Below are 14,015 nucleotides of genomic sequence, written 5' to 3'. Positions count from 1 at the left end.
AATACCCTAAAAGTTATAGCTGGAGAAATTTATACAGGGTATTCCAGCCGCTTTAGCAGCTAAAAAACCAGTAGTACTGTCCTCAAAAGCTAGCGACCCGGATGCAGATACACCCATTTGCTTCAGTGCATATTCGTACATATCTGGCTCCGGCTTTGGCCTACTGACATCATCTGCAGAAATTATTTGATCAAAAATATGTTCAATATCTAAAAAATTGAGGATTTTCAAAATAGACTCTCGAGTACTATTTGATACTATTGCAATTGGAATTGTTTTCTTCAATGTCTCCAGAAGACTTAATAGAGGAAGGTTTAGTGTTATCTCAGCATAAAAAGTTGGATAAATTTCTCTCTTCAATTCCGAAATATTTTTACCGATTTCGACCGAATAATGCTCACCCATAATAATTGGCAAAAATTGACTCCAGTGTCTTCCGGCAATCACTCCGATAATCTCGCTAGCCTCCTTTAAAAAACCAAATTCCTCTAGTGCAGATGCGTAAGCACTGGCATTTGCCAACTCGCTATCCACCAAAGTCCCATCAAAATCCACAAGTACCGCCTCAAGTAATGGCATATGTGACCTTAAAGTCTCTTATTAACTTGCATGTAACTGCAAAAAAAAGCATTCCACCTTCCTCGCTTTTTTTGAATTTATATGGAATCAATCTAAGGTAGTGAATTATTTCATGAAGCTTTGCTTCCCTCACACCGATATTGCCATATTCAAAATTTAATCGCTCTATTAGAATATTGTGTAACTCATGATAAACATGTGATTTGTTACTAATAAATTTAATAGATCGAGAATCAAAATCACAATTACTCTGTCTATTTAAAAATTCATAACCCATATTTAAGGACTGCAACAGCTTCGCCCAATCCATTAGCGGGCTTTTGTATGAAGTGAGCGGGTTTGGATCAATCAGCATCCACGATTCATCAGGTCTCATAATAATATTTTCAATAGTGAGATCGCCATGAATATCAGATTGCTGGGTATTCAAAAAAAACGTTTTTAGTCTATCAAAATCTAATAAAAAATCCCACTCCTCAAATGAATACTTATCCCCGTTGATAAAAAAACTTTCTAAATTAAAAAAGTTCTCAAGCATCGATTTTGTGTAAAAATAATTTTTTCTTAACTTTTCGTTTAAATATTCTTGCAATAAATTTTGGATCGACTCATCCTGCTGCCTCAAATTATTTTTATGATAAGTTGATATTGAGTCAATAATTTGAATCATAATACTCTTGCCCTTATTTATATGGGCTGTATGTAACCACTCATATAAATCTAAAGCTCCCGGTTCATATGGCATCATATATGAGGTGAAATTTTTTAAAACTTCGACTTTAAGAACATTTACTACCGGGAGATATGTTGCAGTAGATTTAAGCCACTCATATTCAGAGATAAGCTTTGAGGCCAACTCTCCTTCAGCCATTTTCATGATACTTAGATGTCCTTTAGCCTCTACAACTGCAGTTACAGCTCCGGACCCTCCGGAAAATAATCTGGTAATTGTCAAATTAGCATCGAAAGTCTTAGCCTCTCCTAATCTATTTATTGGAGTATTTTCGCCAGAGAAATAGGCTATTAAAAACCTCTGGTAAGCCTGGGATCCCGAAAATGCCATTGGAACTCCGTCTGCAACCATTGTTGTAAAAGAAGAAGCGGCGTTAAGTAACTTCAAATTGCCAAGTCTGCGTCTTAACTCGATTCTGAGCATCAAAAATATACTCGTTAATAAAACCGGTAAAAGCAAATAAAGCATTAATAATGTTGTTACCAGGTCCCACCCCCCAAAAATGAGATTCGTCTTTAATGCCTCACGTATTGGATCACCATGAAATAGATCCCATACTTCAATAAATGGTGAAATCTGAAGTGACTTGTAAAAATAGAAATATGAAGACACATATAAGGTCCACATTATTATTGTTAGTGAGATATATCTGAATGTCAAAAATCGAGCATGATTTATTTGATTGATGATTGTCCATAAAAAATCTAAAATTAAACTTTTAATCCGCTCATTCCAAATTGAGGAAAATAAATAGACAATTTTTCTGCAGCGCTTACTAAAACTAATTGCAACCCAGTAGAGCCCAAGCAAGATGGCCATTGCAATAAAAATATCCCCACCATTTAGCGTTCCGTTAAAAAACATTTTATATAGGCCTACAATCAATAAAAGGACGGCCAAATCTGTCATCCGCTCAATAAAGACTGAGGCTAAAGAGGATATGATCCGAACATTTTCAAATTTTGAAAGTAATGTCGCCCTAAGAAGATCGCCAACCCGAAAGGGTAGAATTCCATTAACTAGCCCACCTATCGAGCAATAGAGCACTAATCGACTTTTTATAAGAACTCCATCTGCCGGCAGAAGTAATTGCCACCTAACTCCCCTGACCATAAGCCCCAGATAAAATAAGATTGCTCCGATGACAAAAAAATCAATCTTCATAACTAAACCAAGCTGGCAGATTAATTGCATTATTTTCAGCAATCAACAACTCCTCGGGAGTTCCTAATGAAACGTGTGTTAGCAGCGGGATCCTTTCAACTAACCCGCCACGCGCTAAGATCTCATTGAATACTCCACTCATATATAACTCAGGGTAATGTGATTGACTGCAATATGAATTGTATGAGTCTAAAAAGCATCTAATGCTTGAAAAAAAATATAGGCCTGCAATTGCATACCTTGACACCACTTTTTTTTCAACCGTTCCAGTAATATTACCCGAACCATCAAGCTTAATATAAGAGTATGCAGGATTTACGGATTCAAATACGCACAAATTTGCAGCGCAATTTTTAATTAAAGATGATGATAAGGGTTGGAATTTTAAAAATGAAAAGGCGAGATCGCAGTCAACAAATGCCACTGGGCTATTGATGTTTTTAAAACTTTGAACAACCTGCGCCGCAGAACACGCGGCACCATTTGTAAGTGAATCAATCACCTTAATATTGGCGCTTGGGTAGCATGCCAAGATTGCCTTATCTATTGCATGACTGATAACATGCTCGCGTAATACAGCAAAATGAAGACTAGCAAATGAGGCACCTGTGAGCGCACTTTGGGTGGCCCACCAAAAAAGTGGCTTACCCAAAAACTTAACCATAGGCTTAGGCGTATAGATACCTCTATGCAAAAACCGGCTACCCCTACCAGCAGCCATTATTACGAGATTCATTTTGCCAAATTAGCCAAAGAGAATTCGTAAACTTTTTTAAGCCCCGCCTCTAAAGTTGTGGATGCTTTAAAACCAAAAAAATCATAAGTCTTTTGAATATCTCCAACCGAATTCTTATACACCTCAGCTTCAATTCGATCCCTGCTTAGTTTCAAACCATCAGCAGCAAATAATGCTGGAAACTTATCCCAAAATTGATTTGCATCCTTGTAGAGTGGGATTATTTTTTTATTTGAAATTTTTGAGTACAAGGCAACGATCTGCGGCACTGAGTATGCAATTCCAGTACAAACATTAAAAATATCACCCTTAAATTTAGTGCGCGCGCCCATCATACGCATTAGGCACTCCAAAACATCATCAACATATACATAATCTCTTGAGCTACTTGAGTTATTAAAAAGGACTGGCTCTCTTCCAAAGTATGCCTCCTTTGCTAAATAAGATATGAAAGGTGGCATTGCTCTATGTATATCTTGATGCTCGCCAAAAATATTAAAAAATCGCGCCACAACAACATCTAGACCGTAAGTCTCTGCAAAAGATTTGCAGAGTTGCTCACCTGCCAACTTACTTGAAGCATAAATTAGATTTGGATGCACATGATCCATCTCGGAAAAAGGTATTTTTATATTATTTTCATAAACTGCGGAAGTTGATGAGAATATGACTCTTTTCACATTAGCTCTTCTTGAAATTTCCAATAAATTTGCAAGACCAGTAACATTATTATCGTATGCAAAGGCTGGATCAACTTGACATTGTGGTAACGATGAAGTGCCAGCAAGGTGAATTACAACGTCTGCACCATTAATATCATCTGCTATTCCACCACTTCTTACATCCTTTACTACCAAGGGACATATTAATCCTCTGCTATTAAGCAGATTATCAACGTGCCCATCGGCTAAGTTATCAATAATTACAACCTCATAACCACCTAAACCAACAAGCTTGGCAGCAAGCTGTGAGCCAATAAAACCAGCACCACCGGTAATAACAATCTTTATTTGCATATCTCACCTAACATTGGAACTCTACTTGATGAATAAAACTTATTAGATGGATTCGAAAAATCAGTGCTCATCAAAAGCGATGGATTACGCAAATACAGGGTAAGATATTTGAGCAATCTCAACGATTGACTCCACAACTTGGCATTTGATACCTGGTCTTCTTCGCGCCAAGAAATGGGGAAAAAATTTATCTTTTGGCGGTTAGCTAAAAGCGCAAGCAGGAATGCATTATTAAACGTTAAATCATCTGGCATTTTTTTGTAGTCAAAGCTAGAGATAACTTTCGAGCTAAAAAAATTTAGGCCCGAGCCCATGTCATAGACCTTAGACCTTGTAACCATGGTGTATAAGATATTAAAAATAATATTCCCAATAGTTCGTATTTTTTTATAGCCAGACACTTTAGAATTCGACATAAATCTTGCGCCCAATAAACACTGATCATCAGGGAATGACGGATCTAAAATATAAGGGATTATGTCCATCAGTCTTCCCTGATCATCACCATGCAATATGACTATTCCGTCATAGCCCATGGAAAGGCAGTAATTAAAAGCTACCTTATGAGAGCCGCCAAGACCAAAATTTTTATCATTTAAATAAATTGAGATCTTAGATTGTGCCAATCGCTCAATTGCTGCCTTTGAGACCTCAATGGTGCCATCCTCACTCCTATTGTCGATAATGATCATTTCCTTGAATACAGAGGCGCCACATAAAGCGAATTGCTCAACAACCCTAGAAATTTGCTTTTCACAATTAAAAGTTGGCACAACAAGAAGAAAATTTTCCATCGATAGTTTTATAAAAGTTTGCTTATGGCCCAGAAATCTAGGACCCAAATGAATTCTTGCAATACAATCGCTTAAATTATTAAAAAATAAAACATATTATATTTCAACATTCATAGATAAAATCAGCATTACAAATGATAAAAGATAAAATAAGTCTTTCAAAAAATATTTTTGATCAATATTTTTTAATACTATTGATTATATATATCACTTTTCAAGTATTTATTTTTGCAAATACCTTAAGCATGGTTCCAGATGAACTTAATTATATTGGAGTCTCTCATGGCTTTAGTCTTTTAGATAGGCAGCCCCCACCAATTGATTACGGCTCAATCTATTGGTTTTTATTAAAAATATTTCACTATAAAATTTTAATAAGATTAGTATTTTTATTATTTTTTATAACGCCAGTATTATTAATTCCTATATTAATTGAAGATAAAATTGGGAGATTAATATATTTCTTATTATATATTTCATTTCCATATGCATTTTGGACAGGAAAACTAGTTGGCCCTGAAATTTTAATTGTATTTATTTGCACATTGTCTTTGCTTTGCTTGAAATACAGAAAACTAAAATTATCTAACGTTCTTTTAGGACTGGGTTTGGGAATTAAAATAACTATAGCCCCTTTTATTTTATTTTATTATTTATTACTCATATTGAAAGTTAAAGTTCCCGCAAAGAAATTCCCAATTTATATATTATATTTTGCTCTGGGATTATGGCTATCCAATCCATTAAATATCGATCTTTATTTAATGCACTTAACATCCTCAAGCAATGTAAGTGGTGATATTTCAAGCGGCATCCTCAATAAAATTTCCTTGGAAAAAATTGGAGCCAATTTATTTTCATTGAACTGGGCTTGGGATAATGTAATGCTAGGCTCTTTTTCGCAAATGTTTTTAAATCCGCTCTTACTAGTAATCCTTACATTTGTTTTATTTCAAAAAAACAATAAACTTAATATTATTATTTTTTATGCTTTTTTTGTTGTTTCAATAATCTTAACTTCTTCAACAAATACAATGTATGTTTGGTATTGGTTTCCCTTTATTCCAGCGCTGATAGTTTGTTTTTCTGATTATAAAATTAATTGCATCAATTCAGGCAAGACTAGAGCTCTCATATTTCTATTAGTATTGATAGTAGGATTTAATTCATACAAAAATATTATTTATACAAGTAGGCAAATTTCAGAGAAAATGAGTTCGATTGAATTCTATAGAGGTTTAAATGAAACTGAAGCCTGCCTGAGAAATTCCATTCCAAATATTGAATCAAAAGTAATTATTAATAAACTAGATTTTGGATATAGGACAAAAAAACTATTTCCAACTCACACAGAAAAACTTCATTTGGGATCTGAGATTGGTGATGAACCAACGATAATATTATTTTCAAGAAATAATATACAAAATCCATACAACCTTGAATCTTTGGGTAAAAAAGTAAAGCTTAATTACTACGGATCCTGTAGCGATCAGGTGTTTATTTTCTACTCTGATTAAAGTAGTTGAATATCAAATTCATCTATTAATAATTTTTTTTAATTAATCATTAAGATGATAAGTTACCATGTAAATGAATTTTTTTAATTAAATACTCTTAACTTTGGGCTGATTATTTTTTGTATCCAGCCTACTTTCACCCCTACTTTGACATTTGTTGCCTAAGTTTCTCAGCATCCCAAGTTAATAACGCTTCCACTTCATCAGCATTTAATGGGCTCAAACTTGCATCGTTTTTTATATAACTCAATAGATCGTAATAGCATCGCAATTGAACTGATTTGGCCAAACTAAAGCCATTCTTTTTATTAAAAACCCCAATTTTTTTAATAAAAATCAGTTCTGGCGGCTGATGACATTCTTTTTGGGATTCCAAAAAATGATCCCAAGAAGAATATGTAAATGCTTTGGGGCCAAGAAATACAACGTGATCAGGAAAGAGCGCCCAATCTGACTCTAATCTTTTATAAAGATCTAAATTAATTGCGAGGGCTTGGACGTTAATATCCGCAAAACATTCATACTCCCCTGTTAGCTCATGCGGAACATTGGGTAATGTTTGCTGACTTAATTCTTTATTCTGAAACTCTTCTGGGGCGCATATTGCTAACAATGCATCAAGTAATTTTTTTATTTCACCAATGGTGTCTGCCCCAATGACAATTCCATGATTTTTTAAAAAGACGATGTTGGCATTCGGCTTGTTTATTAGTGCTTCTTGTACCGCTCGCGCTAAATAGGGTCCCGGCTTGTGATACTGAACAAAAGCAACATGGAGCCTCTCATCTGTTATTTTATCAAATAACTCACTGATAATTTTTTGACTATCTTTATAAATAAGATAAGTCAAAGCATGTATAGCATGCAGATGTATCACAATAGTTTGGGGCATCAGGGCATGCAAGGTAGTCTCGATTGATGGCCGCAGAGTATGCTCGCAAATCAGCTGTGGGCGTACATTAAAATCTTTAACCATTAAAGCGCAAGATAGCTCAGGCAATTTAACTGGGACAAAAATGTCATCTTGTTCGGCGTTAGCCAACCAGGTGCCAGATCCCTTGATCCAGAGAGTATCACCCTCTTTCCAGGACACATTACCACCAGCCCCTTGGACGAGAAGAGGGTCCCTACCAAGCGCTGTGCAGAGTTTTTTGATATCTCGCTCAAGCATTGTCATAAATAGATTGTCTGTCTTTAAGCAGTTACGCTAGCTATTTTGGTTAGCAAATGACGTAGATCTTTAAAATCGGTAAAGCTAGCATCAGGGGTATTGGGACCCCTACCTAACTCAACACCATCATGTATTTTTTGCAGGGTCACCGCATTAATTTTTTCTTTAGAGCCCTGAATGTCATTAATTGGATTATCACCAATCATCCAAATACAATTACCCTTAGGCTGCATTTTCTCTAAAGCTATTAGAAAAGGGGCTTCATGGGGTTTATCAAACCCAGCTTCTTCACTCGTCACAATGTAGTTGAAATAGCGGTCTAAATCGAAATAAACCACTTTACGAAATTGTATTTGCGCAGTCAGATCAGTCACGATTGCAGTTGGGATTCCCAGCAGACGAAGATCATCCAGCACTTCTTTTACGTCATTAAAAAGGGTTGCATTGGCTAAAAAAGTGCGCCAATAGGTCTGCTCAAAATCAAGTGCCAGTAGTACTTGAGATCCTAATCCCATAATTTCTAACATACGCTGCAAGTAAAGTAAGCGGCTATGTGACGATGCAGTTAGACCCAGACGAGCTTTAATTTGTTTGCGTGCCTCACAAAAGGCCGTATCAAAATCTTTAGCGCCAATAGAAAAAGTACTCATTACTTTTTCCTTGATGGCTTGTTGCGCAGCTGCATGGGCCGGATCGTATGGGTAAAGAGTGTTGTCGGTATCAAACAAAACGGCATTAGGCAGTTTTGTAAAGCGATTTTGGGCATTGATTTTAATCATATGAATCTTCTAGTAAGTGCTTGATTGATATGGGATAGAGTGATGAGCTGCATCAGGCCAAGAACCCCATTTTGCCATTGAGGCTCAAGATCCAAAAATTCGAAGATTCGAGGGCAAATAAGAACAGCAGCCAATTTGATATCTTCCGCCGTTGATTCCCCCTCAATACTCAGGTTGATCTCGGATGCTTCATGATTAGTACTCATATCAACATGCAATCCACAAATACCTATCAACACGCGTTTTAGCGAGATTTCATTAAAGCCATGACGAGATTTAATCACAAGCTTTAATCGTGGAGGTTTTTGCTCACTTGCCTGCAAGAGAGTCGTAGAGTGTATTGGGTGCAAACTAAAAACTAGATCTGCATAGGCTGCTTGTGGTTTGATGAATTTTTCAGAATCTGGTTTACGTTTGGCTAACGTCTCGAGAACGCGCTCTATTGTGTAGCCACGCATGTTCACATCGCGTTGCACTTTGAAATAAGTGCGTAATTCTTCATCGATATCTAAATAGATACTCAAATCATAGCATTCACGTAAAATCGGCTGATATAGGGCGTGTAGTCCGCTAGCAATAATAATGTCGTTGCTACGAACTGTAAATGGCCGACCCATCTTCCCAGTATTGTGATCATAGTGACTTGCCTGAATAGATCTGCCATCGGTTAACGAAATTAAATTTATGGCAAAACTCTCTAGATCGTTAGCCATTGGATTAATATGTGTCATAACCTGCCACATAGGTTGATGACGATCCCATAAGTGGTAGTCATCACCAGAGATAGCAGCAACAGAATGCGAACCAAAAAGGTTGCTGATAGCATTTGAAAAGGTATCCTTGCCAGCACCCGAATCTCCTGCTATGCCAATCACAAAAGGCTTGCGACTGAGTCTAAAAAAATCATTTCGACTAATAGTCTCGCGCCAAATGCGCACTGCTAAAACAATACCTGTAGCTACGAGAGCAGTATGAGTTAAGGAGGCTAGGCGAGTGCTTGGTAAAGAAAGGTTGGTTATCCCCAGTGCAGGTAAGATAAAGTCAAGTTGATGTGCGCCAGTAAAGAGTATTGTACTCAAAGCATAAAGAATTGAAAAAAGTGATGTGATATAAATCGCAGCTCGATCGCTAGAGACTTGATAGCCTACAAGTAACGGTAGTATCCAAATAAACCAGCCCGGCGATGCTGGCGTCAACAGGACCACCAATAAAAATGCTATCCATAAAAAGGCATTAAAGAGTTCAAAATTCATGCGCTTAACTCTCCAAGCCACATAAAGCATAAGAAGATAAGATAGTGGCACCAAATAAACTACGGTATTGCGGACCAGGCTGATTGAAAGTTGGTAGATTTTTTCTAACTCAGGGTTACTTGCGAGCATGTATAAGCCAGCGTTAGACCATAAAAATGGTAAGAAAAAGAGGCAAAAACCCGCTGCAACCCCAGATAGAAAGCGACTGAACATCTGACGTAAAGCGCGATTATGAAAAAGATAAACTAGAAAGAAAGGTAGACTTAAGGCCATGCTTAGCTTAGCGGAGATGGCAGCAAACAGTAAAATGCCAGACAAGCCAAGGCGGCGCTCTTTCATGCAGTAAATAGCCCATACCAATAAAAATACTGGCACGATATCGTTATAGCCAAGCCAATAGCTTGCAATCAAGCTAATGGGGGAGAGCCAGTAGATCGCTAGTAGCATTGCCTCTTTGGTATTAAACAATTTACGCAACAGTATGAGTAAACCAAAATCAGCAACAACCAGGCTAAAACCATAACCATAGATCACGGGAATTGATACCGCTTTGCAAAATAGGCTTAAGGGGAGTAAAAATAGCCACATCGTATAGCCATATGGAAAAGCAATTGGGACTCCACCTTGAGCAAGCCATCCTTGCCACGGGTCCAAGGAAAAGTTGCCAATACTACTGCTTAGAAATGGGACATACCAGTCACTAACAGGCGCAGGCAGCACAAAAGCAATTAAAGAAAGCCTTAGCATCATTCCGGAAATAAATAGCGGATTATTGAAGTAGCTCAGGACTAATTTCATATTTACTGCCCACCTCTTATCGCTATTTTCTTAAGACACTCTTTCCATAATTCAGCTTGCTTCGTACAAATGGCATCCGCACAAATAGATCGCTCATGCAACAAATTAACTAGTAACGGAATTTCCGTACTAAATGGTCTGCCTTGCAGCTCCGGCGAGACCAAACAAAGCTTAAAGCCAGCGCCCTTCAATCTTCTAGCATCTTCGCTAGAAAGGGGAAAATGGGTAAAGCAGTCAACCCAAACCCAATCAATCTCGCCCGCCAAGGCAAGCGCAGTTTCAATCGATTCAAATTCTGAAACGCGAACAGCGCAATGACGCTCCCCCAACTTAGACCACTTAACTAGAAAAGGGAAGGACTGATCTAAAAAGAAGTAGTCCGAAATAAGGTATTTCTGCATAAGCTCAATGAGGCGAGCTTCCAAACCTTCCTCCTTGACATTGAGGATTAGGGTTTGATGTTTATAGCATTTAAGCCATCCTTCAAAATCGATCCCCTCCTTGAGTGGATCATGATGAATAATTAAGCGTCCATTATTCGAGCGAATATCTACCTCAACACCAAATTCTAGTGGCGTAGCATTTAATTCCTCAATCGTGTTGCGCCGATGAGAGATAAACATCATTTGGACAGCCTCTTTTTTAGCTCAAAACTAAAGTCGATAGTTCTGCGAATAAATTTCATTTTTGATGCCCAATTAACATTCCAGTGGGAAACTCCATGAGCGCGCTCACCAAATTCTACGGGAAAACGATAAACAGGCAGACCTTGAGTACGGGCTTTAAAGTAGACATATAAATCTAAAGAGAAATCATGCGGTGGATTTCGCCAGCTCTCAAAAAATTCTTTAGAGAACATATTGGGCTGAGCGTTGATATCCCATAGCTTAGTTTGCAATAGACAGGTTTCAAATACACTCATGCTGGCGGTAAAGAAAACATCCACTAAAGGGCGTTTAATGCGCTGACCCTTGACGTAAATATGATTGCCATGAAGCTTGAAAAATTCAAAAGCCCTCAGAACGTCCTTAGGGTCTGCTTGCATATCTGCATGTGTCCAAGCCAATACGTCTCCCTTGGCGGCATTGAGTCCCGATAAAATACCAAAACCATAGCCTTGATTCACTGGCACACGAACAGCACGGCAGTGCGGGTATCTCGGAAGAAGCTTCTCAAGCACCTCAGGGCTATTATCAGTAGAGCCGTTATCTACTAAGATTACTTCAATATCAGATTTATCGGATAAAGTTGAGCAGCGCTCCAATAAGAGCGGCAAATTCTCTACTTCGTTATAACAAGGAATGATGAGAGAAAGATTCACAAGGGGGAATTTAAAAGATTAACGAAAAAACAAGCATTAGGCCGGAAAAGAAGGTGAAGCCCTGGATCGACTCGAGAAGACAAAAAACTTCATTCCCAGAAAATTTAGGGCAGCAGATATCCCCGTTGCCAATACAAATGCACAAAAAATCACTCTTGAATAATCATTGTGGCCAGCGAAATGATTGAACATGAAAATACTGAAATGATTGATTAAAACATTGGCATTCAAGCCAACGATATAAACCATGGCAAATCTAAGGATGCTTCCGGAACGAGTATCTTGGTCTTTGAACGTCCAAAAGCGATTAGCAAAATAAGCAAATATGGAACCTCCGATAAAACCCATACCTTTGGCGATATTCACACTGTCGAATCCCAAATAAATTAGGCTGTAATAGACTGAAAAATCAATGGCTACTGTAAGTATTCCTACGACCAAAAAGATAGCTATTTCGCGTCTAATCATGTGATAGCGATGGCGCTAGCGGTGCAAAACGCATAGCTAGCCCCTCAAAGGCAGATTGGCTTACCCTAGAATCAAGTTTAAGACTATAGGGATGATGAGGCCATTTATGAAAACATGACTGCCAATATTCAAACGTTTTGAGATCATTGGGAGTCCCCCAAGAAATGAAGCTATCAACTTCAAACAGATAGCAGCGTAGGCCCATGGCAATTGCATCATTAATACAAGAATCTAAATAGAACTCGCCATTGATGCGTCCATCGCGGGCAATCAACCTGTTAATGGCGCTCCTTGCTTCATTCGCCTTTTTGAAGGTGAAAGTACCAATGACAATTGGGTCCGTCACCGGTGAGGCTAAAGGTGTTTTAACAGAGATAGCATTGATATATCCATCATCTTTTGCATCAATCCAACCAAACATAGTTGGCTTACGAATAGCATTGGTGTGACCTCTAGCACCCCAAACGATGACATCAATATCAGAATTGTTAATAAGTGCCTGGTAAGCTTTTTGATTAAACAATACGCCATTGTCGCAAGCACCAAAAGTAATGGGCGATAAATCACTAGCATCTATTTTCTCTAGAGCATCCAATCCAATGAGTGCCGTGCATGCTTGACCCTCAGTGATCTCAGGCACCATAGTTAAAATTGCCTCAGGAAATTTCGCATTGAGAGATTCTTTAATTTCAGTGAGCCCCGGCATATCAGCTCGTAATACAAGGGATTGGTATTTGGAGCGAGGTAAATCTGTGATTGCTTGTACTGCCATGGCTTTCCCAAAGACAGGGATCAGGGGTTTTGGGAGGCTATAACCCTCATCAGCAAAACGCTTACCCATGCCTGCCATCGGAATAACCAATGAACCAGAGACAGAAGGCGCCTCCTGATGGGCTTTTAATTGCTTGAATGTGGCGGACCAAGAGTTATATTCCGAGAGATCATCTGGCGTTCCCCATTGCATGAAATGCTGTAAAGGATACACTGCGATTTTCTTGCCTTGAGCTAACATGGGCTTAAAAGCAAGGCTAACGTAAAACTCGCCGCCTACACTGAGGTTTTGCACCATAACTTCCCTAAATGACTCGCTCATGATTTTTGCGCTAGAAAAATAGTAAGTTCCACTAGAAGCAAACTCTTGCATGCGATTATCGGTGAAGGGTTGCTTTTCTTGAATATCGGCGACCCATGACACAACACCCTGCCTACAGGGCTCCTCCTTTATATATGCATAGTTTGTACCGCCTAAAGTGTGCGGATGAAACCCTTTATACGCTGGGATTGCCCCAGCACAAGATGTTCGCAACACAAAGGATTTAAAATGACTCCAATCCCAGTAGCAGGAAAAATCACAGTAATTCACCACTACGGGAAGATTTGGATCAAGCAAGTGCTCTACTTGTCGCACCGCATTAATAGGCCCTAACTTATGGGGGGGAATCCCCACAATTCGACCCGAAGGGCAAAGTTTGCTTAAGGTTTGAGCCATCTGATAATCACTATTATCGAGGTGCTCTTTGTTACATATAAAAATAAAATCTGTTTCGCCTGGAAACAAATCAATCACATGCCCAATAATTGGCCTACCATCAACCTCAATAAGCGGTTTTGGAATCGTATAGCCAGCTCGTCGAAAGCGCTCGCCGAAACCAGACATGGGAATGACTATTTGCATAAAAGAAAATA

13 protein-coding genes are annotated in these 14,015 nt (G+C 38.3%); 1 reads left to right on the top strand and 12 read right to left on the bottom strand.

Going from position 1 to position 14,015, the window contains the following annotated elements:
• Nucleotides 1-6 precede the first annotated feature (6 nt).
• From C2757_RS01715 to C2757_RS01695, 5 genes are read right to left on the bottom strand one after another with little or no spacing between them, the layout of a single operon-like run.
• Nucleotides 7-579, bottom strand: a complete 573-nt coding sequence (locus C2757_RS01715) for an HAD family phosphatase (protein WP_215375343.1) — start codon at nucleotides 577-579, stop codon at nucleotides 7-9.
• Nucleotides 566-2,476, bottom strand: a complete 1,911-nt coding sequence (locus tag C2757_RS01710; RefSeq protein WP_215375341.1) for a lysylphosphatidylglycerol synthase transmembrane domain-containing protein — start codon at nucleotides 2,474-2,476, stop codon at nucleotides 566-568. The genes C2757_RS01715 and C2757_RS01710 overlap by 14 nt, the downstream gene beginning before the upstream one ends.
• On the bottom strand, nucleotides 2,466-3,212 hold the full coding sequence (locus C2757_RS01705) for a sugar phosphate nucleotidyltransferase (protein ID WP_215375337.1): 747 nt from the start codon (nucleotides 3,210-3,212) through the stop codon (nucleotides 2,466-2,468). Before C2757_RS01705 ends, C2757_RS01710 begins: the two co-directional genes overlap by 11 nt.
• Entirely contained in the window at nucleotides 3,209-4,228 is a 1,020-nt protein-coding gene (locus tag C2757_RS01700; protein ID WP_215375334.1) for an NAD(P)-dependent oxidoreductase, read from the bottom strand. The genes C2757_RS01705 and C2757_RS01700 overlap by 4 nt, the downstream gene beginning before the upstream one ends.
• Nucleotides 4,219-5,022: a glycosyltransferase family 2 protein gene (locus tag C2757_RS01695; protein WP_215375331.1), complete on the bottom strand. Its 804-nt coding sequence runs from the start codon at nucleotides 5,020-5,022 to the stop codon at nucleotides 4,219-4,221. Before C2757_RS01695 ends, C2757_RS01700 begins: the two co-directional genes overlap by 10 nt.
• Nucleotides 5,023-5,156: 134 nt before the next feature.
• Between C2757_RS01695 and C2757_RS01690 the strand changes: the two genes are divergently transcribed.
• Entirely contained in the window at nucleotides 5,157-6,539 is a 1,383-nt protein-coding gene (locus C2757_RS01690; protein ID WP_215375328.1) for a hypothetical protein, read from the top strand.
• Nucleotides 6,540-6,681: 142 nt separating this feature from the next.
• Here C2757_RS01690 and C2757_RS01685 read toward each other — a convergent pair whose 3' ends face one another.
• Genes C2757_RS01685 through C2757_RS01655 form a run of 7 tightly spaced genes read right to left on the bottom strand, consistent with a single transcriptional unit; the run spans nucleotide 6,682 to nucleotide 14,004 of the window.
• Complete coding sequence (locus tag C2757_RS01685) at nucleotides 6,682-7,716, bottom strand: class II aldolase/adducin family protein (protein ID WP_215375326.1); 1,035 nt, start codon at nucleotides 7,714-7,716, stop codon at nucleotides 6,682-6,684.
• Nucleotides 7,717-7,733: 17 nt separating this feature from the next.
• Nucleotides 7,734-8,489: an HAD family hydrolase gene (locus tag C2757_RS01680; protein WP_215375323.1), complete on the bottom strand. Its 756-nt coding sequence runs from the start codon at nucleotides 8,487-8,489 to the stop codon at nucleotides 7,734-7,736.
• Nucleotides 8,486-10,540 carry a uridine kinase gene (locus C2757_RS01675; protein ID WP_215375320.1) on the bottom strand — a complete coding sequence of 685 codons (2,055 nt, stop codon included), beginning with the start codon at nucleotides 10,538-10,540 and terminating at the stop codon, nucleotides 8,486-8,488. Before C2757_RS01675 ends, C2757_RS01680 begins: the two co-directional genes overlap by 4 nt.
• A 2-nt stretch (nucleotides 10,541-10,542) precedes the next feature.
• Nucleotides 10,543-11,166: a phosphatidylinositol-specific phospholipase C/glycerophosphodiester phosphodiesterase family protein gene (locus tag C2757_RS01670; RefSeq protein ID WP_215375318.1), complete on the bottom strand. Its 624-nt coding sequence runs from the start codon at nucleotides 11,164-11,166 to the stop codon at nucleotides 10,543-10,545.
• Nucleotides 11,163-11,861, bottom strand: coding sequence for a glycosyltransferase family 2 protein (locus C2757_RS01665; RefSeq protein ID WP_215375315.1), 699 nt, complete (start codon nucleotides 11,859-11,861; stop codon nucleotides 11,163-11,165). Before C2757_RS01665 ends, C2757_RS01670 begins: the two co-directional genes overlap by 4 nt.
• 36 nt (nucleotides 11,862-11,897) lie before the next feature.
• Nucleotides 11,898-12,329: a GtrA family protein gene (locus C2757_RS01660; RefSeq protein ID WP_215375313.1), complete on the bottom strand. Its 432-nt coding sequence runs from the start codon at nucleotides 12,327-12,329 to the stop codon at nucleotides 11,898-11,900.
• Nucleotides 12,322-14,004 (bottom strand): hypothetical protein, encoded by a 1,683-nt coding sequence (locus C2757_RS01655; RefSeq protein WP_215375311.1) that lies wholly within the window; start codon nucleotides 14,002-14,004, stop codon nucleotides 12,322-12,324. Before C2757_RS01655 ends, C2757_RS01660 begins: the two co-directional genes overlap by 8 nt.
• Nucleotides 14,005-14,015 lie beyond the last annotated feature (11 nt).

This window comes from Polynucleobacter sp. MWH-Svant-W18, from assembly GCF_018687495.1.
Lineage (GTDB): Bacteria > Pseudomonadota > Gammaproteobacteria > Burkholderiales > Burkholderiaceae > Polynucleobacter.
Note: the sequence above shows the minus strand (reverse complement) of the source record. Positions and strands in the feature narration are given on the sequence as shown.